A 19,993-nucleotide genomic window follows, 5' to 3' on the forward strand; every position below is an offset into this window, starting at 1 on the left:
GACGTTCCAGTTCGGTCGGGCCACGGGACCACCACCGTTCGAGATTTCGAACTGAGTTCGAGATTTCGTATCGAGTGGACGCGACGCTAGGCCAGCCTCGTCAGGAATGTCAATGTTTCGATGTTGTTTCGAACCGAAAACGGGAGGCGGACTATCAGGGCCGCGCCCGGTAGCCCATCCGAGTCGACAGCACGGCCGCGCCCTCGCGAACCAACCCGGTCCACTCCGCCTGCGCCTGTGGCGTCCAGCGGATGATCGGCGCGGACAGGCTCATCGCGGCGATGGTGGCACCGGAATGATCGCGGATCGCCGCGGCGACACAGCGCATGGCGCTGTCCGACTCGCCGATGTCCACCGCGACGTTCTCCGCCCGGACGCGATCGAGGTGCTCGCGCAGCCGGTCCGGGTCGGTGATGCTGTCCGGAGTCATGCCCGGCAGAGGATCCTTCAACAAGACGGCGTCCAGATCCGCCTGATCCAGGGCAGACAGCAGCACCTTGCCGACGGCCGTGCAGTGGGCGGGCAGCCGCAACCCCACACCGGAAACCATCCGAACAGGGTGGGTGCTGTCAAACTTCACCAGGTAGATGACATCGGCGCCGTCGAGCACCGCCACATGGACCGCCTCGTCACACTTGGCGGCCACGTCCCGCGCCACGCACTGCGCCTCCCGGACCAGATCAAGCCGGCCGGCGAACGCCGCGCCCAACTGGAACAACGGCATGCCCAGCCGATAGTGCACCGGCTGGCCCGGCACCGAGATCAGGTACGAGCGAGCCTCAAGCGTGACGAGCAGCTCGTGGACCGTGGTGCGGGGCAGGTCGAGCCGCTCCATCACCTGGCGGGCCGACAGCTGGGGGCAGTCCAGGAACAGTTCGAGAACGTCGAGCGCGCGGTTGACCGCCGGTACCACACGGGGCATGTCGAATAGTCCCTTCGCAGTGCCGAACCCGTGTCAACGATCTCCACACGGGCCAGCACCTGAAGAGGATATCTACGTCCGCCCGCAGCGCCAGGTGCCAGATTCATCACCGATGGGAGTTGGGTGACCGGCGGGCGGGAACGCCGGAGGCAAGAGGTACCCGAACAGCTTCGGTCACAGCCACCCCGAAATTCCGCGTAGCTCACGGCCGCTGACATGCACGAATGATCAGCTGGCAACCGGGTGGGGAGCCCGGCTGCCAGGTGGATCACCGTCGGTGGCGCGGCAAGGCTTGTCGCGTGGTCTTATCCAATGACCGCCAGAAAATCCGAGTAGAACACGCCCAGTCCGATCGCCACGCAGACGCCGGCCACGATCCAGAAGCGGACCACAATGTTGACCTCGCTCCATCCGGCCAGCTCGAAGTGGTGGTGCAACGGCACCATCCGGAAGACGCGTCTACCGGTGGTCCGGTAGGAGACGATCTGGATCACCCAGGTGACCGTGATGATGACGAAGAGGCCGCCGATCAGGATCGACAGCAGCGTGGTGCGGGTTACCACCGCGAGCCCGCCGATCAGGCCGCCGAGTCCGAGCGCGCCGACGTCACCCATGAAGATCCGCGCCGGGGACGTGTTCCACCACAGGAAGCCCACGCAGGCGGCGGCCGCCGCCGCCGCGATTATGGCGATCTCCAGGGGATCCCGGACCTGGTAGCAGTAGTCGTTCGCGCGGCCGTACGCCTCGTCGGCGCACCAGTGCCGGTACTGCCAGAAGCCGATCAGCGCGTACGCGCCGAGCACCAGGATCGACGCGCCAGTGGCCAGGCCGTCGAGGCCGTCAGTGAGGTTCACGCCGTTCGACATCGCCGTAATCACGAAGACGATGACCATGACCGCGCCGACCTTGCCGACGTCGAGCCAGCTGATGTCGCGGATGAGCGAGATGTGCTCGCTGGCCACGGTCTGGCCGTTGGTGCTCGGCACGTAGAGCGCGGCGATGCCGAAGCCTGCGCTGACGATGGCCTGGCCGAGCAACTTGCCTTTGGCGGACAGCCCGTCGGAGTTGCGCTGGCGCACCTTGAGGAAGTCGTCGAAGAAGCCGACCGCGCCGCAGAAGACGAACAGGCCGAGTAGCACCAGGGCCGTCATTGTCGGGCCCTCCTGCGCGATCTGCCGCTCGGGCAGGGTGGTCAGGGCGATGTGCCCGGCGACGTAGGCGAAGACGGTCGCCACGATGAAGACGACGCCACCCATCGTGGGTGTGCCCTTTTTGCCGTGATTGCTGGCGAGCCCGATGGATCGGATCGGCTGGCCTGCCTTGAGCGCGGTGAAGACGCGAATCGCCACCGGCGTGCCGAACAGGGAGATGATGAACGCGACCGCGGCCGCGACGATGACCGCCCTCACGGGCGAACCTCCACGCGATCCGGACTTCTCACGGCGTCCCCACCGAGCTTCCAGATCAGCGCCTGACGTCTCGACCTGAGCTGGCGGTGCAGATAGTCCGTGGCGAAGTCATGGATCATGAGGCATGAGCTTGCCATCCGACGGCGAGCGGAGCAGCCCGGGACTTCAAAGCGCCGTGCTCCGTAAGCTCGCCGACGCGCATCCGACGACGATCTTGCAGGCCAAGTCCGCTTGACCCGCAGGAGCGCGTAGCCGCCCGGCCCGCCACGTCAGGCGGACCTTGACGCACGTTCGGACGCGGGTCGGCGGTGGTCTGCTCGGCTCACCCCGGCCACCGCCCACCCATTCATCCCGTGAGGTCCGTGGCGCCTTCGAGGTCAGCGGAGAGGAGATGCCCCTCACCGTCCAGGGTCAGATGCGCGCTCATCTGGACACCCGGCCTGCGCCTGGTGCTCGACCCGATGCGCCACTGCCACCTGACCAACCCCTGGGCATCGGCCGTTGCCGCACCCAGCCCTCGGGCGTGGCTGGTGCGTCCGCTGGGATAGACGATCCGTAGGTTGCAGGGGGCATGGGCGCGGGTGGAGGCGAGCACCCGGCAGTGCCCACCGATCCACGGGGTGCCGATGGCGGCGACGTCCAACACGAAGATGTTCAACGTGTCGCAGATCCTGGACAACGACCTCCCCCAGGCGCGGACCTCCGGGCTGCTGATACTCATGAAGTGCAGTCCGACCGCCGTGAAGGTGTTCCGGTCCAGCCACAGTGCCCCCGAGTCGCCGTGATCGCTGAGCACCCCCTGAGGCAGCTCGAAGTCGTCGGGAACGACCGAGAACTCGACGCCGTCGGTGCCGTCGATGGTGCCGCCGGTGACTCCGGTCCGCAGCCCGGATTTGAGCACCTTGAGGCCGACCACGTGCGGTTTGCTACCGGCCGCCGGCAGTGGCAGCCCTTCGATGTCGGTGGAAACGTTTCGGCTGCGGGTGCCGTCCTGCTCGCCGATCGAGATGACGGCGGCATCCAGGCCCTGGTCCCACCGCAGCAGGCGACCGAGGAAGTTGTTCGGCGGTTCCGGGTCGGGCGCAACCGGGTCGGGTTGGATGATCGGATCCATCGGAACCGGCGGACTGGCGACCGCTACGTGCCAGTTCGTCAACGCCATGGGCCGCAGCGTCCCCCGTTCGAACACGATGGACCCCAGCGTCCCCGGATCCCCGGTGCCGGGGCCCCCTACCTTGAGGTTTCCGACGTTGATGCCGCCGACAACAGGATCGCGCCGGGCATGCCGGACACTCGCATTCGGCACGGGATTGCTCTCGATGACGTCGACCGGAACCCCCTCGATCTCGTCCGGGAGTCGCTCGGACGGGGTGAGACTCCGGTCCGCCATTTTGCGGGTGACGTGAACCCGGATCGCCAGCCGGTCCGAAGGGCGCCTGCGTTTGAACTCGAAGCCGATGTCAACAGATCGGGCGTTCGGGAACGACATCAGCCGCTTTCGGTGCCGACGCATGAACCTGAGCATCTGGTCCTGTTCTCGTGAGGTGATTTCGTGCATGGCGGTCCCCTCTCGCCGACCTCACCTGCTGCACCATTCCCCAGCTGGGCCGCGCCATGCCGCCGCCACGGACCGGATGCTTGCTGGCATCCTGCTGATTGCCGACCGTCAGGGCTCAGCCCGCCGGGCACCCTCGTCCGGCCCTGCTCGCCTCGCCCGGTACGATCGCGAGCTTGTCGGCACTGCCGGGAGTCCATGTGATCCGCGTGCGGCCGCACTGGCAGCTCCCCCGCTGAGAGTAGGTTTCGCCAATGGCATGCCGTATCGGTGAGCTCGTGCTCAAGTGCCGCGACCCCGAGGTGCTGGCGCGGTTCTGGTGCGAGATCCTGGACTTCGTAGTGCTCGATCGCGAAGAGGGCGTCTACATCGAGATAGGCCCGCGCGAAGGGTTCGGCGGCCCGCAGCCGACGATCTTCCTCATCCGCAGCGACGAACCGAAGAACGGGCATGCCCGGCTGCACATCGACGTCAACCCCACCGACCGCGATCAGGACGCCGAGCTTGAGCGCCTCCTGGCCGTCGGGGCGAAGCCCGTCGACATCGGTCAGCCCGCGGATGCGTCCTGGCACGTCCTCGCCGACCCAGAAGGCAACGAGTTCTGCTTGCTCAAGCGTCGCCTCGACCCACTCTGACGGCCCCTGCCGAACGATCGACGCGGCCGCCGACCCGCAGCCGCGCGAGAAGATCTAGCGACGGGTGATCTGAAAACGCTGCGCACGATGCGTTCAGAACCAGCCACGGTCATCTGGCCTGGGCGTCCCTTCGGTGGCCGCCAAGCCTTCGAGCGCTGAACTTATGGATTGCCGGCGAGCCGGTCTTCTGCGGTGTGGTTCGAGGTCATCCGGCCTGCTGGCGCGCTTCTCGGCCGGGTGCGGCTGGCACGGCTGCTGTACTTCGCTGCTGTATTGCTGGCGTCAGACGAGGCGCTGGATGCGGATCTTCGGGCGCTCGTTCTTGAGGTGGCCTTGCTTGTGCTGGCGGACCTGCTCGTCCCAGACCTCCTGGTCGTAGTCCGGGTCCGGCGGGATCCACTTGTGGGAGCCGTCGCTGTAGTGGAACTTCTCGTCGCCGGGTCGCAGGATGCTCATCGGGTCCAGCCGAGGAAGCGGTGGTGCAGGTGGCCTGCGGGGACGTGGGTCAGGTCTTGGGCGGCGTCGACGAGTTGCGCCGCCAGGTAGAGGGCCAGCGACACGGGAGCGCGGTCGTACTCGGCTCGCAGCTCCCGACGGCGGGTGTGGCAGGGCCAGTCGCCGCCGCAGCCACCGCAGGTCCAGGCCGGCGTGATCGGGAGGTGGGCGGTCATTGCGGGCCATCCTGATTTGGCCAGTGGCCACGGTTGATCGGGATGCGGTGGCGGCTCCGGCATGGCAGGTCGACTCCGCAGCGGCAGACGCGTCGCCAGTGCCGCCAGGACCAGATCGGACGGTGGCGGCGAGCCAGGGTGAGCGCCACTGCGATGACGTACTCGTCGTAGGTCACGCGCCGCTGAGTACTCTCCGACCTCCGTTGCCAATGTCCGGAATCCCCGTTCGCACGGCCGGCACCTGCGGTTGAGGCAGTTGCATCGTTTGGTCTGGTCACCATGCCTCCCGCCGACGCCTGGGGGTTCCGTGGGCACCCGGTCAGCCGTGTCCGGAGACAGGGCACCCACGGCGGGGTGACCCGGCCGCCAAGCTGGGTAACCCCACAAGCAACGTAGGACGCAATGTGCGCATAGTCAACGACTGGCAACACATAGCGTTGTAAGTCGAGCCTGGGATGTGGTCTGCTTGCACCAGCCGCCAAGCTGGGAGCACCACCTATGTCTGAAGCTGCGTACCTACAGGTCGCCCGAGATATCCGCGAGCAGATCAGCTCCGGCCAACTGAAGCCGGGTGACAAGTTGCCCTCGTTCGCCGCCTTGTGCGAGCACTACGAAGTCAGCAACACGGTGATCCGCGCCTCCATGCTCGTGCTCAAAGCTGAGGGCTTGATCGACGGGCGGCAAGGCAAGGGCGTCTACGTCGCCAACCCGCTTCCGCGGTAAGCCCGGGTCGCCCTCCGGACGAAGCGCCTGTCACGCCGAGTTGGAGGAAACGATGCACCCCGTACTGAGTGAGTATGTGAAGCGGGCCGGCTTTGACGAGGCCCGTTCGCGCCGCATGGTCAACGGATTGCGTGTCCTGCAGGAGATCGCAGCTAAGGGCGACCAGCCGATCACGTACGCAGTCTTCGCCGAGAAGTTGCAGCCCGGCCTCGCGCCGCTGGCGACCGGCGCGATCTTGGAGGACATCGGCGTTTTTTGCAATCAAGCGGGGTGGCCGAACGTCACCTGTTTCGTCGTCTCCGCTACCACTGGTGAGTGCTCGAACGGATTTACCAAGATCTCCAGTGAGAGCCCCATGGTTGCCCGCGATGCCGCCTGGTTCGCCTACGCGGTCTACAAAAGCGCGCCACACGTTGATGACGAGATCTGACTTGGTCCGGGCAAGTTGGCCGACGAGACCTCACGGCCACTCCCTGGACTGGCTTGACCCTTCGTCCCGAACTCGCGGCGGTTGATTCTGGTGCAGTTCCGCCGAAGGTCAAGCGGGCTGCAGCAGTCGGAAGCGGTGGGGTGTGGCCGTCCTGGTGAGGCGCTCTGGGGTCGGCATGCCCGGAGCGCGCGTCCCCTGTTGGCAGACCCCTACGACTGCGACCGGGGCGTCGCGCATCCCCGACGGGTCAGCCACTCCGCCAACGTCTGGCGGGCGCAGGACCAGCCTGCACCTCCGCAAGGACTGCGATCATGAGGCATGACTCTGCCCCTCCCTCATGGCTGGACCTTGGAGCGCATCCGCCATGTATCTGGGTCCAAAACTGCCGTCGTTTTACCAGCAAACCAACCTGCGGCAGTCTGGCGGCCAGGCTCGGGCTTCAACCCGATCTTGCCGGACCTCGTACTAGGCTTCAGCGGTCTTTGCCTCGCTCATGTAGCCGATGACGGCTGGTACATGGGCAGCATTAATGCTGATGGTTCTCTGTCCTGTTGGGCATACTACGGCGAGGACCTTTACGAGGCCCTGCGCGGCCTCTAGCCAGTACACGGCTCGCCTGCTATCCCGCCGCTACTCACTTATCTTCGGCCTGCTCCGCGACACCCGCACTACCCATCGACGCGAAGAGGACGACGGACCGTCAGACACGATCACCGTTGGCGCTCTCACCTACATCGGGTTCGGCTGCCTGACCGAAGGTGACGCACTGCTAGCCAACACCGCCGCGAGGCAGCGACGCGAGAGCAGGCGCGTCGGTCGAGAAGAACTTGCCCACGAGGCGTGGCTGGGGGTGGCCGCATGAGCCGAAACCACACCCCGCGTTGGTACTTGCCCGCCGAGGTCGCCGTACTGCTCGGAACCGTCGGCGCTGCTGGCTCAGCGCCGGTCCGACTACCGGTCGCCGTAGTGGTACCGGCAGGCGACGATTTCGACGTCGTCCTTGGTGATCCGATACACCAGCCGGTGTTCACGATCGATCCGGCGGGACCAGAAGCCGGCCAGCTCTCCCCGCAGGGGTTCCGGCTTGCCGATGCCCTCGTATCCGTTGCGCATCACGTCAGCGATGAGATCGTTGATGCGCTTGACCAGCTTTCGGTCGGTGTGGCTGAGGTACTGGCTCCAGGCCGTCGCGGTGAAGACGAGCCTCACGCGACGTCCCGCACGGTGGCCGGGTCGATCAGGTCCCGCTCGGCCGCGTCACCGTCCTCAAGCTCGGCGATCGATCGGCGTAGGGCTGCGGCGTTGGCCGGGTTGCGCAGGAGATACTCGGTTTCCTTCATCGCCTCGTACTCGGCAAGCGGGACAATGACCACCGGTTCGTGGCCCGACCGGGTCACCACCACTTCCTCCGCGTCGTTGATGACGCTGTCGAGTTCGGCGGCCAGGTTCTGGCGTAGTTGGGTGAAGTTCACGGTCCGCATGACGACCTCCAGGTCAGGTACAGAAAACTGTACCTCGGGCGGGCGCCGTTGCCCCACTCGTGACCGATGCCGCATCTCGCTGCTGTACGCGCCGTGCTGACAAAAACAGCGGCCCTACAAGGGGCCGCCGAGCTGCAAGAGAGTGGGCCGCCAGGGACTCGAACCCTGAACCCCTCCCGTGCCGGATTGATCATGGCGAATCGGGCGGATCGACACTCTGACCTGGGCGAAGTCTTCCGATGTCTGACAGCCGTTTACAGCTCTTCTCGGCCTCAGATGTGCCGGATCTGTGCCGGACGATCATGTCCTCGGACTCGTCGTTGTCCTGCCTCCAGGCTGTCCGACGGTGGCCCAAGCCCTGAACTGCGGTGCCGGTCGGCTGCGGTCGACGGAGTTCGCCTGGCTACCTGTCGAGACCAACGGTGCCAGGCACGGTCGCCGTCAGGTCCGACAGGGCTTGCCGGTTCAGGGCGCGCGCCATATGAACTAGACGATCCTCTAGCCGTGGGTGCAGCTCTCATCCATAAAGATCCGCTAGCCATCTTGTCCGATCGACTGCATCAACTAGTAGGGACACGCCTTGGCCTACTCGGCTGAGTCTTTCGGCTGTCTAGGCCATCAGCAGCATGGGGTTGGACACTCAGCGTCTCATCGACCAAGCTGTCAGTTATGCCTCGGCCGTGGTCTAGCTCACGCCCTCAGGTCCGGTCCTGCGCCCCTCGGGAAGTTGGATCATGACCCGGAAGTGGGACTTTTACCGGGCCGCTGGAGGGGGAGACCCTGTGCGTAAGGAGATCCTCAAATCAAGACTTACGAAGGCTGAGGCTGCCAAGGTCCAAGCCATCATGGACCGAGTGGCTGAGGGGCGCACTCGCCCCGGCGATGTCAAGCCGCTGCGCGACGGTGTGCTTGAGGTGCGTATCCGGGTGGGTGACCGCCGCCTCAGGCTGGCGTTTGCGGAGGGGACGGACAGCCTCGTCCTCCTGGCGCTCCACTTCTTCCAGAAGCAGCAGCAGAACGAGAGCCGCCACGTCGAGGTCGCTGTAGATCGTTTTCGTGACTGGAAGTCACGACACGGCGGGTAGTGCGATTATCGCTTATAGGCGATACGCTAGCGGCCAACCAAGGGGAGCCAAGACATGGGGAACGAACTTTTCGATCTTCTCGGACTGGATCCGGACAATCCTCGCGTTCGGGCTATGCTCGAAGACGCTAAGGGTGTCGAACGCCTGGTCGACACACTTGTTGGCCTGAGGGTTCGCCAGGGCCTCACCCAGGCCGATGTGGCCAGCGAGATGGAAACAACGCAATCAGCCGTATCGAGATTTGAACGATCGGGTGGAGATCCGCGACTTTCGACCGTCCAGCGCTATGCGAGGGCAACCGGCGGTCGACTGCGGATGATGGTGGAGGTGACCCGCCCCGCCGCGTCCTGGGAGGCGAGCTTCCACATTCCCTCTCCGGTCGACAGTGACATAGATGAAACGGACAGTCCGACGGAGCTGTGTCCCGTAATTGAACTGGCGTCATGACCTCAAAAACTGTCTCCAGTTTCGCTGAGTTCATCACTCTACTCAGCCTTAAAAACGTGCGCGTGTATGAGGTGTCGGCGCGGCGGCGTGACGGTTTCGACACGGAGGAAGTCCCCGTTGATGACGGTTTCTCGGATCTGCACGTGCAGCAGGGGATATCGGACGAGGGTTTCACGTTCCGCGCTCGAATCGAGATCCGTAGCGAGCGGGCAATAATAAGAAGTGACGTCGCAGCGATTTTCGAAGTAGCTGAGGAGATCAGCAGACCGCCTAACGAGGTTCTTGATGAGTTTGCTCACGAGGCCGGCTTGCCGGCAACAATGCCTTATCTTCGCGTTTATGTGCAGCAAGCGGCGCGACTAATTGGGGTGTCGGCTCCGTTGATCAAACACTACTGGGGCAGCGAGATGCGGCAACTTGAGATGCGTCATGATAAGCCTCAGGACGATGAAGAGGATCCCGAGATGTTGGGTCAGTAGGTTCACGGTGACACTGCCTGTCTTTAGTCATCCCGTCGGCCTTCGTCCGCACCTACGTGGAGTGGGTGGGGCCTGTCTGGCCAAGGTGGAGCACCCCACTGTCTGAACGACCTTGGCCAGACAGGCCCCAGCTGCTCGGCTTTGCCCGGACGAAGGTTGTCGGGATGACACCGCCATCCCAGAGCGTCTGAGCGCCCCGCCGGAGGCACGGCCTGGTCGCCGCCTTCGACATTGAAGCCCCGGATCTGCCACTCACTCGTGGCGGCCCGGGGCTTCTTCGTGTTTCGCACCGCCGGCGGGGCTGCAACCGTTCGGGGTGCGCCCGTGCGCTTGCGCTAAGGGCGCGGGGTCCCCGATCGGCGGCCCGTTTGGGTCGGCCCCTGGTCGGCGGTGCGAGCGGCCTGCGAAGCGGGCCGCCTTGATCTCGTACAGAAAGTTCTCACAGAGGTACCACTTGGGGCAGACCTTACCCTGTCGCCGGCTACCTCGGCACGCTGATCCGTAATAGAATACGGGTGGCCAAAAAGAAGTACGGCTAGAGTTGCGTACATGAGTCGTGACTCTCGGTTGATCAGAAAGGTTGGCTGCATGTTTGCCCTAGTGGTGCGATTCGATCTCAAAGACGAGGAGAGCGCTCAAGCGTTTGACGCGCTTGTCGCCGAGACTGGGATTCAGATCCGTGCTCAAGAACCGGGGACGCTGATCTACGCCACGCATTCTGTCGAGGGTGCGCCGCTCGCCCGAGTCTTCTACGAGTGCTACGCCGACCGAGAAGCATTCGAGGCGCACGAGGTGCAGCATCACGTGATCCGCTTCCACAAGGAGCGCGAACCGTACACGCAGGACGCGCGGGTTGAGTTCCTAACGCCCGGGCCTAGCAAGGGCCTCGGTTCACTGAATGCCTGACAGCAACGAGCAAGGTCGACTTATAGCTACGCGGCGGCAGAAGCGTGGGCTTTCTCAGCGTGAGTTCGCCGAGATGATCGGACGGTCTGAGGCTTGGCTTTCGCAGGTCGAGCGTGGGGTACGTTCGATCGATCGGGTCTCCATCTTGGAGCGGATTGCGGGTGCGCTCGGCATCCCAATGGCCGAACTAGCCCCGGGCACTGCGGATCCGGAGAACGCCGAGGTCCCCTCGGCGGCTGCCGCCCTACGTTCGGTGCTAAGCACCAGCTACCTCATGGCCGCGATCCTCGGCAAGGACCGAGAGCTTCCCCTGCCCCAGACGGCCGAGCGAGCCGAGCTGTGCTGGACGTACGCACACGCCGCCCGTTACGAAGACCTAGCCGAGCTGCTGCGGGGCCTCCTGCCGGATTTGGAGAGAGCAACACGATCCGCCACAGGCGAGGTGCGAAAGACGTACCTCACCGAGCTGGCGTCGGCATACCACGCCCTCTCAGCCGCACTATCGAAGCTTGGCCAGCATGAAGCGGCCTGGGTCGCAACCGATCGAGCGCTGCTCGTTGCCGAGCAGGTCGGAGACCCGCTATTGGTCGCCGCTGGAACGTTCCGCCTCGCCCTGGTGTTTCAGGGCGGACGGCAATTCGAACAGGTTATAAGCGCTGCATCGTCGTCCGCGGCAGCGCTTGAGCCCGAGGCATCGGCGGACAAGCCGGCGGCCGTGTCGCTGTTCGGCGCACTGAACCTGCAACTGGCTGTGGCCTCTGCACGGATGGGAGACGACCAAAGGGCTCAGGAGTATCTTGCAGTTGCGCGAGAGGCAGCCCAGCTCCTAGGGGTCGACCGCAACGATTACGAGACCGAGTTCGGCCCCACCAATGTCCAGCTACACGAGGTCGCGGTGGCAGTCGAACTCGGCGACGCCGGGTCTGCGCTCCGGACGGCGGAGCGGATCGACCCGTCCGTCCTATCGTCTGAGCGACAGGCTCGGCTCCTCATGTACGTGGCACAAGCCTGGACTCAACGCCGCAGGGTCTCGGAGGCGGTCGATGCGCTTGAGCAGGCCGAGGCGCTGACCCCGGAGCAGGTCAAGGGACACCCGGTGGTCGAGACCATGGTTTCCGACCTTCTACGGATGGAGCTCACCCCTTCTGACCGACTCGCAGCCTTGGCGCGCCGCGTAGGAGTGGCCTAGCTAGCGTCACCCGTTCCGAACTGCACCGAAGGGCGTCCCACAGCGGGGCGCCCTTCTTCGTGCCAAGATTCTGGTCGATGGCCCGTACTCAAGTACTAGACACGTACTTTTGTACGGGCTAGGCTGATCCCATAGAACACGGGCAATCGCTCAAGGTGAGCGAGCCCCAGTCGGAAGGAGTCAGTCATGGGACGTCTGCTGCTGGACACCTCGCGGGTGTCGTACGAGGTCGCGGTGAACCCGGTTCCGAAGCTGGACCAGACGGGTCAGCAGAAGTTCGACCGGGAGACGAAGCAGCCGATGTGGGCGGTGCAGCTCTACGCCCTGTCGGAGGGAAGCGCGGAGGTCATCAACGTGACGGTGGTCAGCCCGGTGATGCCGGCGGTGGCTGTTCGTCAGCCGGTGGTTCCGATGGACCTGGAGGCGCTGCCCTGGGTCAACGACCGCGACGGCAAGGTCCGCTCCGGTGTCGCGTTCCGGGCGTCGGCGCTGACCGCGATGGAGACCGCCGCCGTCTAGCGGCCGGTGTTCCTGTTCGGCTCCACAGAAGCGAGAGGTGGACACGGGGTCGCCGTTGATTGGCGTCGTCTGCGACCCCGCGTCCTGTCCAACAAGGTCCCTAGGTAGGGAGGACTTGTCGTGTCCAAGTCTAGCCAGAGGTCCCCGTTCGGCTGGTCGAACCGTGGGGGTCAAGTCACTGTCATCGAAGCGCCGGTTGCCCGCTCGTACCGTCGTCGGGCCATCATCGCGTTCTGGGTCACCCTCGGTGTGGTCGGCCTTCTGGCCGCCACGGTGGCCTCTGAGTACATGCACCCGATCCTGGGTGGTCTGCTCGGCGTCGTCCTCGGCGCTGTGCTCGGAGCGGTGCTGTTCGCGCTGATCGTGGCGTGGCCGGTCCTGCGCGTGTTCTGGCACTGGCTGCCAGAGATCCTGCTCGGCCTGGCCGCCGTCTACGGCTGGACCACGCTGATGCAGTCGACCCCGCTGTGGGGTTCGCTGCTCATCGTCGCCCTGGTCGTCGGCGTCCCCGCCGCCATCAAGCCGATCCGTTCGCGGGTCATGGCCTGGGTGTGGTGCCTGATCGTGCGGCACCGGCTGCGGTTGTGCTTCGCGGCGTTCATCGCCACCAACCGGCACGGCTCGCTCCCGCTGATCCTGCTCGCCAAGCCGACCCCGGCCGGCGAACGGGTCTGGGTGTGGCTACGCCCCGGCCTGTCTCTCCGCGATCTGGAGCAGGACGGCCAGGTGCAGAAACTCGCGGTGGCGTGCTGGGCCAACGAGGTCCGCGTCATGCGCGCCGGCCGCAAGTACGCCGCGTTCATCCGGCTGGACATCACCCGCCGCGAACCCCTGGCACACACCGTCGTGTCGCCACTGCCGGACTACGTCCCCACCGACGTGCCGTCGAACGCTCCCACCTCACCGGGCATGCCGCCTGTCGGCCTGGACCTGCCCGACGTGCCGGACCAGCCGGCCACTTCGCCGGCCGACACTCCCCGCCAGCGCAAGCCGCGCAACCCCACCACCAACACCGCGAGCCCGAACGGGTTCGACCCTTCCGACTACGCCTAAGCACCGGGACGGCGCGGACCACGCACCCCTGACGGGTCAAGCGTCCGCGCCCCTCCCATCCCCCACCCGCTTTGACACGTACGTGTCAACCGACCCCGGGAGCCATCCATGGACCTCACGGACACCATCGAACTGCCCCCGCAGCCCAACGCGCCGCAGACGGTGCCGGTCGGCGCGGGCCTGTCCATCTTCGACCCGGTCTTCCTCGGCATCGACGAGTTCGGCCACCCGGCCTACCTGCCGATGATCTACCGCAACATCCTCATCGGCGGCGAGCCCGGCGCGGGCAAGTCCAGCCTGTTGAACACCATCGTCGGTCACGCGGCGCTGTGCCCGGACGTCCGGTTGTGCCTGCTTGACGGGAAGCAGGTCGAGCTGGGTTTGTGGAAGGACGCCGCCGACGTGTTCGTCGGCCCGGACATGGACCACGCCATCCGCACCCTGCGCCGGGTGCAGACGGTGATGGACAACCGGTACTCGTTCCTGCTGGCCCGGCGTCGCCGGAAGATCGGCCCCAACGACCTGTTCGGTCAGATCCTCGTGGCCTGCGACGAGATCGCCTACTTCTCCGCCACCGCCGGGGACAAGAAGGACCAGGATCTGTTCGCCGCGCTGCTGCGCGACATCGTCGCCCGTGGCCGCGCTGTCGGCATCATCGTCGCCGCCGCGACTCAGCGCCCGTCGTCGGACATCATCCCGCCGTCGCTGCGGGACCTGTTCGCGTGGCGCTTCGCCGGCCGCTGCACCAACGACGTGTCCTCGGACATCGTGCTCGGACACGGCTGGTACGCCCGCGGCTTCTCCTCCAACAGCATCGACCCGAACAACCAGGGCGAGGGCTACCTCATCGCCGAAGGCGGCATCCCCAACCGCGTGAAGGCCGCCTACATGACCGACGCCGACATCATCCGCGTTGCCGACTACGCCACCTGGACCCGCCGCCGCAGCGGCCTCGCCGCCCCCGCCGAGTCCGCCTCGAAGGTCGCGGCATGAAGACCCGGACCGCTGTGACGACTCGGGTCCTGGACCTCGTGCTCATCGGTGACGGCGAAGACATCGCCGCACTCACCGCCATCGCCCGCCACGCTGGCGCGCTCGTCTTCCGCTCCGCACCCACCGCCGCCAGCGACGGCCGGCAACGGGTGACTCTTCGGCTCCACCTGCACCACCGATAGAGGAACGGCCGACAGACCGGGATCTGCCCTAGGAAAGCTGCCCGATCTGCCGGCCACCAACCAACGCCCACGAAAGGACGTGGCCGCCATGAACCCTACCCAAAATCAGCCCACCATCCCTGGCGCGCTGGCCGACCTGACTCCGGCCGACATCCTGCGCTGCGCCGCCCGCTACCTCGAAATCCGAGGCTGGACCCAGGGCAGCTACTACGACTGCACCACCGAAACCGCCTTCCCGCCGGCCTGCGTGACCGGCGCTATCGGGATGGCTGTCTACGGCGACCGCATGGCCGTACTGCTCGGCGAAACCGCCGAATGCGACAGCACCTTCCGGCACCTGGCCGACTACCTATGGCGCGACGGTCGCACCCCTGAGCACAACTACTACGGCGCGCTGTGCTCCTCCGACCGGGAGATCGTCGCCGACTTCAACGACCACGCCGGCCACACCCTGGCCGATGTCCTCGACATCGTCCGCGATGCCGCCGACGACTACGACTGGACCCACGCCACCGAGGACGACCTCGAAACCTACGCCGACGCCTGCGTGTGGGCTGAGAAGCACCCCACCCGCGCTGGGTTCCTCGCCTGGCGGGCCGCCCGATGAGCACCGTCTCCGCTCTGCCGACCGGCAACGTTCACGCCGTCCTCGACCGCGCCGCCCTCTACCTGGGCCGCTACGGCTGGACCCCCACCAACCTGTACGACACCCACGACGCCTGCCCCGCCAAGTGCGCCTGTCACCGCACCGGCACCTACCCGGCGTCGATCCTCGGCGCGATCCGGGCCGCCGTGTTCGGCCGCCCCCGCTGGTACCTGACCGGCATCACCGACGCCGACCAGCACGCCTACAGCGCCGCCGTCGAGTGGTTCAACACCTACCTCATCGCGGTCGGCCACGCCGGCCTGCACGCCCCGGTCTTCGACTGGGAAACCCTGCCCGGCCGCAAACCGGCCGACGTCATCGAGGCGCTGTGCGCCGCCGCCATCGCCTACCGCCGACACACCATCCGGAGGGCCGCATGAGCACCGCCGCCCAGATCACCGACATGACACGTACGTGTCAAGACTCCGTCTCCACCGCCGCCCTCGTCGGCGCGCTTGAAGCCGCCTGGTCGGCCATCCGCGCCCAGCACACCGAAGTTCCGGCCGCTGTTCTCGTGGTCGGCTCCGGCTCACCCACCAAGCCCAGTCAGGGCATGAAGTGGGGCCACTTCGCCGCCCTTCGCTGGCAAGCCGGCGAGCAGCAGCTACCCGAAATCCTCATCTCCGGTGAAGGGCTCTCCCGCGAACCGGAAGCCGTGTTCACCACGCTCCTGCACGAAGCAACCCACGCCCTCGCTGATGTGCGAGGCGTCCAAGACACCTCTCGGCAGGGTCGCTGGCACAACAAGAAGTTCGCCACCCTCGCGGCCGAACTCGGCCTGTCCACGACCAAGGACGACAAGCTCGGCTACTCGCCCTGCACCCTGACCGACCTCACCCGCGCCCGCTATAAGGCCACCATCGCCGGCCTCTCCGTGGCGCTGCGGTTCTACCGCCACCCCGAACCGACCGGGGAAGGCAAAACCCGCACGAACAACAACAACGGCGTCTCCTGCGAATGCGAGTGCCCCCGCAAGCTGCGCATCTCCAAGGCCGCCTTCGAGGAAGGCCCGATCGTCTGCGCGGTCTGCTCGGCGGCGTTCCTGCCCGAGGACATCGACCGCGACACCTACGAACACCCCACCTTCGCCACCGGCACCCCTGCCGGTGACGACGGCCAGGCCGACGACGACTCGGAGGACCCGATGGTGTTCTACGACCCGACCGGCGAGCGCTACGGCCTGCCGACCTACCCGTTCAAGTTCGCCCCCGACGGGCTGCTGACCCGCCGTCAGCTTCGCGCCCGACAGCTGCGCCCTGGCGGCCAAGACCCCGCCGCGCAAATCATGTGGCGTCGCGGTAAGCGCGTCGCCTACCTGTTCCGCCTCGACCTGGCGATGCCCAAGCGCACCGCCACCGCCGCCCAACGCGCGGCCATCGACAAGGCGCTTACCGCGCGGCGTACCTGCCCCGATTGCGGCCAGGTCAAGCCCTACTACATCCCCCGCCGTACCGGCACCTGCCTCGACTGCGGCTAACCCGAAAGGACACGCCCATGCGCTACTACGTCACCTTCACCCACACCACCGCCAACGGCGACACCCTCGAATTCTTCGAGTACCAGCCCGCCGACCCCATCGCCGGCTACGACGACATCGACAAGCTCACCACGATGATTCGCGGCTGGGGCCGCACCAACGTCACCGTCATCGCCTTCTCTCCCCTCGCTGACCCCGCCCCCACCTCGCAGGCGGCGTCATGACCACCTCGAAGAACGGCCGCGTCTACGCCTACATCGGCGCACTGTCCGGCGGCACCGTCTCCGTCGCCGCAAACATCGCTCACTCGTTCATCGCCCCGAAAGACGCTCCGCAGAACTGGAGCCCGGAACCTGGCGCGGTCATCTCCGCGATCGTGTGGCCACTGTTCCTGTTCATCGCCATCGAGATCCTTGCCCGCACGCCCTGGCCGACCGGCTGGGGTTGGAACGTGCTGCGCTGGGTCGGGCTCCCGCCCGTCGCCCTGGTCGCCGCGTTCGTGTCCTACCGGCACCTGTCCGGACTACTCGACCACTACAACGAGGAAACCCTCGTCGTCTGGTTCGGTCCCCTCGCCGTCGATGGCCTGATGCTCATGGCCACCGCCGCGCTACTCGCCACCGGAAACCGCAAAATCCGGCCCACCGAAACTGTCACGGCACCTGCGTCGGCCACCCTCGCCGAGGCGTCGTCACTCGACATCCCCGCCTCGCCGACGGTCCGCCCGGCCGCCGCGACCCCGGCCACCAACCCCGCACCCGAAGCGATCCCCGCACCTGCCCACGAACCCACAACCCTGCCCACCTCTGGCGAGGACACCGACACCCCGACGACGGTCGAGCCCACCCCGGCCACCACCGACAAGGACCCGACCCCGGCACCCGCCGCGCCTGCGGTAGCTGCTGGCCCTGCGCCCGCGCTGCTCTCCGGAGCCCGGATCGTCGCCAGCGCCCACGAGAAAGCCCACGGTGAACCCATCACCCCCGGCCAGCTCGCTGTGCGACTGCGCATTCCCACCGCCACGGCCGCCGACATCCTGACGGCCCTCAACACCCAATCGAGCACCAACGACAAGGCACACAACGGCACCCCTGTGGGAGCCACCGCGTGACGTCCTCGACGTTGCCTCTCGTGCCCGAAACCACCACGGTTTCGGGCACGGGAGCCTGCGCTGAGTCCGCCGACTACTGGCCCTGGGCCACCCCCACCACCGGCCCGCGCAACCCCGCCGCCGACGGGTGGGTACGCGGCCACGACCCGCGCACCGTCGCGTCCGGCCGCGCCCGCGCCCAAGACCCCGACTACCCGGAATGGCTCGGCCACGTCCGCGCCGCGTCGGCCTGCAAGCACCCCATCCGCCTCGCCGGGCAGATCCACGTCAACGACGCCGACGGCAACCGCATGGCCACCGTCGACACCGAGGACATGCCCGACGGCGCGATCTACACCCCCTGCGGCAACCGCCGCGCCGCCGTCTGCCCGTCCTGCGCCGAGCTGTACCGCCGCGACACCTACCACCTCATCAAAGCCGGCCTCCAAGGCGACCGATGGGGACTACCCCCGCTCAACGAACACATCGCCATCTTCCTGACCGCCACCGCACCATCGTTCGGCCCGGTGCACCACCGGGTGGTGAAAGTTCACGCGGCGGACTGCCGCAAGAAGGACGGCTGCACCTGCCGGCCCTCGGTCTGCCACCCCTTCGGCCGCACCTGCCCGCACGGCGTCGAGCTGCGCTGCGGGCAACGCCACAAGGCAGCAGACACCCACCTCGGCCAGCCGCTATGCCTGGACTGCTACAACCACACCGGCCAAGTCGTCTGGAACCACGAAGCACCCGAACTGTGGCGCCGCACCATCCAACAAGCCGACCGGGAACTACGCCGCCTCGGCCGCACCCACGGCGTGGACCTACGCCGTCGCTACATCAAGGTCTACGAATTCCAGGTACGCGGCGTCATCCACTACCACGCTCTGATCCGCCTCGACGGGTACAACCCCGACTGCCCCGAGGCCATCGTCCCGCCGCCCCGCGCCATCACCCGGGACATGTTCGAGCAAGCCGTCCGGGCTGCGTTCGTCAAGACCGCCTACACCTCCGCCCCGCACCCCGCCAACGGGCGGCAGGGCTGGCACATCGCGTGGGGCGACAAGGGCCTGGACCTCAAGCACGTCAACGCCCCCGGCACCGAGGTCAACCTCGCCCAGATCACCGGCTACATCGCCAAGTACGTCACCAAGAGCACCGAGGTAACCGGCCTGAGCCTGCGCCGCGTCGACGACCTCTCCGTCCAGATCCACGGCGACCCCGGCACCCACCTCGGCCGGCTCATCCGCGCCTGCTGGGACCTCGGGGAGCACCCCCACTACGACCGGCTTCGCCGGTGGGCGCACCAGTTCGGCTACGGCGGACACATCGCCACCAAGAGCCGCGCCTTCTCCGTCACCCTCGGCTTCCTGCGCCTCCAACGCACCATCTGGCGACGCACCGAAGGCCACCCCCACACCTGGGACGACGAACAGACCGAACGGGTCATCTACGAACTCGGCTACCAAGCCACCGGGTGGATCACCACCGGAGACGCCCTACTCGCCAACACCGCCGCCGCCATGGCCCGCGCACAACACCTCGCCGGCATCGACGCCCTGGCCGACGAACTCACCGCCGCTCACGCGGTCCAACCCCTGGCCGCTTGACACGTACGTGTCAACACCAGTGAAGCCGTTCCTTGACAACTCCACAGCGCACGCAACAACCCACCCACCCACCCAACCGACACCGGAAGGAGCACGCCGTGCCCACACGTCCCCGCCCCCTGGTGGCGGTCCGACTCATCGGCCCGACCGCCACCGTCACCGCCCACGCCGCCACCATCGCCGCTCAGCTCACCGCCCACTACGGCCGCGACCGGGTCACCTGCCGCACCAGCACCCGACCCGCCGGCTACAGCGGCGAAAGCCGCACCTACATCACCATCACCCGAAAGGAGCCACGATGACCGCACCCACCCCTACCTCGCCGCCGGAACTGTGGTCGATCACAGAGACGGCCGCGTTCCTCCGCATCCCCGTCGGCACCCTCTACCAATGGCGGCACCGCCGAACCGGACCACGTGCCTCCAAAGTCGGCCGACACCTGCGCTACAACCCGGCCGACGTCCGGGCCTGGCTGGAAGACCAGGCGGCCTGAC

27 protein-coding genes and 1 pseudogene are annotated in these 19,993 nt (G+C 66.6%); 21 read left to right on the top strand and 7 right to left on the bottom strand.

The genetic code is table 11. The features are described from left to right. Positions 1–154: 154 nt before the first annotated feature. From EV382_RS26540 to EV382_RS26550, 3 genes are all read right to left on the bottom strand, one after another. Positions 155–922, bottom strand: coding sequence for an IclR family transcriptional regulator (locus tag EV382_RS26540; protein WP_130406247.1), 768 nt, complete (start codon positions 920–922; stop codon positions 155–157). A gap of 305 nt (positions 923–1,227) precedes the next feature. Beyond that, the gene (mraY, locus tag EV382_RS26545) at positions 1,228–2,331 is read right to left on the bottom strand and encodes a phospho-N-acetylmuramoyl-pentapeptide-transferase (protein WP_130406249.1); all 1,104 of its coding nucleotides are present in this window, start codon (positions 2,329–2,331) and stop codon (positions 1,228–1,230) included. Positions 2,332–2,677: 346 nt separating this feature from the next. Beyond that, the gene (locus tag EV382_RS26550; RefSeq protein ID WP_130406251.1) at positions 2,678–3,493 is read right to left on the bottom strand and encodes a chymotrypsin family serine protease; all 816 of its coding nucleotides are present in this window, start codon (positions 3,491–3,493) and stop codon (positions 2,678–2,680) included. A 647-nt stretch (positions 3,494–4,140) separates the two neighbouring features. Here EV382_RS26550 and EV382_RS26555 point away from each other — a divergent pair. Beyond that, positions 4,141–4,521, top strand: a complete 381-nt coding sequence (locus tag EV382_RS26555) for a VOC family protein (RefSeq protein ID WP_130406253.1) — start codon at positions 4,141–4,143, stop codon at positions 4,519–4,521. A gap of 282 nt (positions 4,522–4,803) precedes the next feature. Here EV382_RS26555 and EV382_RS32930 read toward each other — a convergent pair whose 3' ends face one another. Further along, on the bottom strand, positions 4,804–4,977 hold the full coding sequence (locus EV382_RS32930) for a hypothetical protein (protein WP_165435871.1): 174 nt from the start codon (positions 4,975–4,977) through the stop codon (positions 4,804–4,806). Beyond that, positions 4,974–5,192 (bottom strand): flavin reductase, encoded by a 219-nt coding sequence (locus EV382_RS26560; protein ID WP_130406255.1) that lies wholly within the window; start codon positions 5,190–5,192, stop codon positions 4,974–4,976. The genes EV382_RS32930 and EV382_RS26560 overlap by 4 nt, the downstream gene beginning before the upstream one ends. Before the next feature lie 498 nt (positions 5,193–5,690). Here EV382_RS26560 and EV382_RS26570 point away from each other — a divergent pair, with 498 nt between their 5' ends. The 3 genes and pseudogenes from EV382_RS26570 to EV382_RS33895 form a co-directional block, all read left to right on the top strand. Then, on the top strand, positions 5,691–5,915 hold the full coding sequence (locus EV382_RS26570; protein ID WP_110562742.1) for a winged helix-turn-helix domain-containing protein: 225 nt from the start codon (positions 5,691–5,693) through the stop codon (positions 5,913–5,915). 52 nt (positions 5,916–5,967) lie between these two features. After that, positions 5,968–6,345, top strand: a complete 378-nt coding sequence (locus EV382_RS26575) for a hypothetical protein (RefSeq protein WP_130406259.1) — start codon at positions 5,968–5,970, stop codon at positions 6,343–6,345. Positions 6,346–6,967: 622 nt separating this feature from the next. Continuing rightward, positions 6,968–7,207, top strand: a pseudogene (locus EV382_RS33895) (replication initiator); the annotation flags it as partial. Positions 7,208–7,296: 89 nt separating this feature from the next. Here the strand turns inward: EV382_RS33895 and EV382_RS26590 are convergent. Both EV382_RS26590 and EV382_RS26595 read right to left on the bottom strand, forming a co-directional pair. Further along, entirely contained in the window at positions 7,297–7,554 is a 258-nt protein-coding gene (locus EV382_RS26590) for a Txe/YoeB family addiction module toxin (RefSeq protein ID WP_130406261.1), read from the bottom strand. Continuing rightward, positions 7,551–7,826 (bottom strand): type II toxin-antitoxin system Phd/YefM family antitoxin, encoded by a 276-nt coding sequence (locus tag EV382_RS26595; RefSeq protein ID WP_130406263.1) that lies wholly within the window; start codon positions 7,824–7,826, stop codon positions 7,551–7,553. Before EV382_RS26595 ends, EV382_RS26590 begins: the two co-directional genes overlap by 4 nt. 782 nt (positions 7,827–8,608) lie before the next feature. Here EV382_RS26595 and EV382_RS26600 point away from each other — a divergent pair. The 17 genes from EV382_RS26600 (at position 8,609) to EV382_RS26680 (ending at position 19,992) form a co-directional block, all read left to right on the top strand. Next, complete coding sequence (locus EV382_RS26600; RefSeq protein ID WP_244236821.1) at positions 8,609–8,911, top strand: type II toxin-antitoxin system RelE/ParE family toxin; 303 nt, start codon at positions 8,609–8,611, stop codon at positions 8,909–8,911. A 54-nt stretch (positions 8,912–8,965) separates the two neighbouring features. Next, positions 8,966–9,358, top strand: coding sequence for a helix-turn-helix domain-containing protein (locus tag EV382_RS26605; protein WP_130406265.1), 393 nt, complete (start codon positions 8,966–8,968; stop codon positions 9,356–9,358). Next, the gene (locus tag EV382_RS26610; RefSeq protein ID WP_130406267.1) at positions 9,355–9,837 is read left to right on the top strand and encodes a hypothetical protein; all 483 of its coding nucleotides are present in this window, start codon (positions 9,355–9,357) and stop codon (positions 9,835–9,837) included. The genes EV382_RS26605 and EV382_RS26610 overlap by 4 nt, the downstream gene beginning before the upstream one ends. 588 nt (positions 9,838–10,425) lie before the next feature. Beyond that, positions 10,426–10,743 (top strand): putative quinol monooxygenase, encoded by a 318-nt coding sequence (locus EV382_RS26615; RefSeq protein WP_130406269.1) that lies wholly within the window; start codon positions 10,426–10,428, stop codon positions 10,741–10,743. Then, entirely contained in the window at positions 10,736–11,932 is a 1,197-nt protein-coding gene (locus tag EV382_RS26620; protein ID WP_130406271.1) for a helix-turn-helix domain-containing protein, read from the top strand. Before EV382_RS26615 ends, EV382_RS26620 begins: the two co-directional genes overlap by 8 nt. 186 nt (positions 11,933–12,118) lie before the next feature. After that, positions 12,119–12,451 carry a hypothetical protein gene (locus EV382_RS26625; RefSeq protein ID WP_130406273.1) on the top strand — a complete coding sequence of 111 codons (333 nt, stop codon included), beginning with the start codon at positions 12,119–12,121 and terminating at the stop codon, positions 12,449–12,451. Between the two features lie 120 nt (positions 12,452–12,571). Beyond that, entirely contained in the window at positions 12,572–13,504 is a 933-nt protein-coding gene (locus EV382_RS26630) for a hypothetical protein (protein WP_130406275.1), read from the top strand. A 108-nt stretch (positions 13,505–13,612) separates the two neighbouring features. Beyond that, positions 13,613–14,497, top strand: a complete 885-nt coding sequence (locus EV382_RS26635) for an FtsK/SpoIIIE domain-containing protein (RefSeq protein ID WP_130406277.1) — start codon at positions 13,613–13,615, stop codon at positions 14,495–14,497. Continuing rightward, a complete protein-coding gene (locus EV382_RS26640) occupies positions 14,494–14,679 on the top strand; it encodes a hypothetical protein (protein ID WP_130406279.1) in 186 nt (61 codons plus the stop codon). Before EV382_RS26635 ends, EV382_RS26640 begins: the two co-directional genes overlap by 4 nt. 88 nt (positions 14,680–14,767) lie before the next feature. After that, positions 14,768–15,286 (top strand): DUF6197 family protein, encoded by a 519-nt coding sequence (locus tag EV382_RS26645; protein WP_130406281.1) that lies wholly within the window; start codon positions 14,768–14,770, stop codon positions 15,284–15,286. After that, on the top strand, positions 15,283–15,705 hold the full coding sequence (locus tag EV382_RS26650) for a DUF6197 family protein (protein ID WP_130406283.1): 423 nt from the start codon (positions 15,283–15,285) through the stop codon (positions 15,703–15,705). The genes EV382_RS26645 and EV382_RS26650 overlap by 4 nt, the downstream gene beginning before the upstream one ends. 764 nt (positions 15,706–16,469) lie before the next feature. Continuing rightward, positions 16,470–16,802, top strand: a complete 333-nt coding sequence (locus EV382_RS26655; RefSeq protein ID WP_130409221.1) for an RRQRL motif-containing zinc-binding protein — start codon at positions 16,470–16,472, stop codon at positions 16,800–16,802. Between the two features lie 17 nt (positions 16,803–16,819). Continuing rightward, positions 16,820–17,026, top strand: a complete 207-nt coding sequence (locus EV382_RS26660; protein WP_130406285.1) for a hypothetical protein — start codon at positions 16,820–16,822, stop codon at positions 17,024–17,026. After that, the gene (locus tag EV382_RS26665) at positions 17,023–17,913 is read left to right on the top strand and encodes a hypothetical protein (RefSeq protein ID WP_130406287.1); all 891 of its coding nucleotides are present in this window, start codon (positions 17,023–17,025) and stop codon (positions 17,911–17,913) included. Before EV382_RS26660 ends, EV382_RS26665 begins: the two co-directional genes overlap by 4 nt. A gap of 20 nt (positions 17,914–17,933) precedes the next feature. After that, complete coding sequence (locus EV382_RS26670) at positions 17,934–19,499, top strand: replication initiator (RefSeq protein WP_244236822.1); 1,566 nt, start codon at positions 17,934–17,936, stop codon at positions 19,497–19,499. Positions 19,500–19,597: 98 nt separating this feature from the next. Further along, a complete protein-coding gene (locus EV382_RS26675) occupies positions 19,598–19,801 on the top strand; it encodes a hypothetical protein (protein ID WP_130406291.1) in 204 nt (67 codons plus the stop codon). Further along, on the top strand, positions 19,798–19,992 hold the full coding sequence (locus tag EV382_RS26680) for a helix-turn-helix domain-containing protein (protein ID WP_130406293.1): 195 nt from the start codon (positions 19,798–19,800) through the stop codon (positions 19,990–19,992). The genes EV382_RS26675 and EV382_RS26680 overlap by 4 nt, the downstream gene beginning before the upstream one ends. The last annotated feature ends 1 nt before the right edge of the window (position 19,993 follow it).

The sequence above is a fragment of the Micromonospora violae genome (assembly GCF_004217135.1).
In the GTDB taxonomy this organism is placed as follows: Bacteria; Actinomycetota; Actinomycetes; order Mycobacteriales; family Micromonosporaceae; genus Micromonospora; species Micromonospora violae.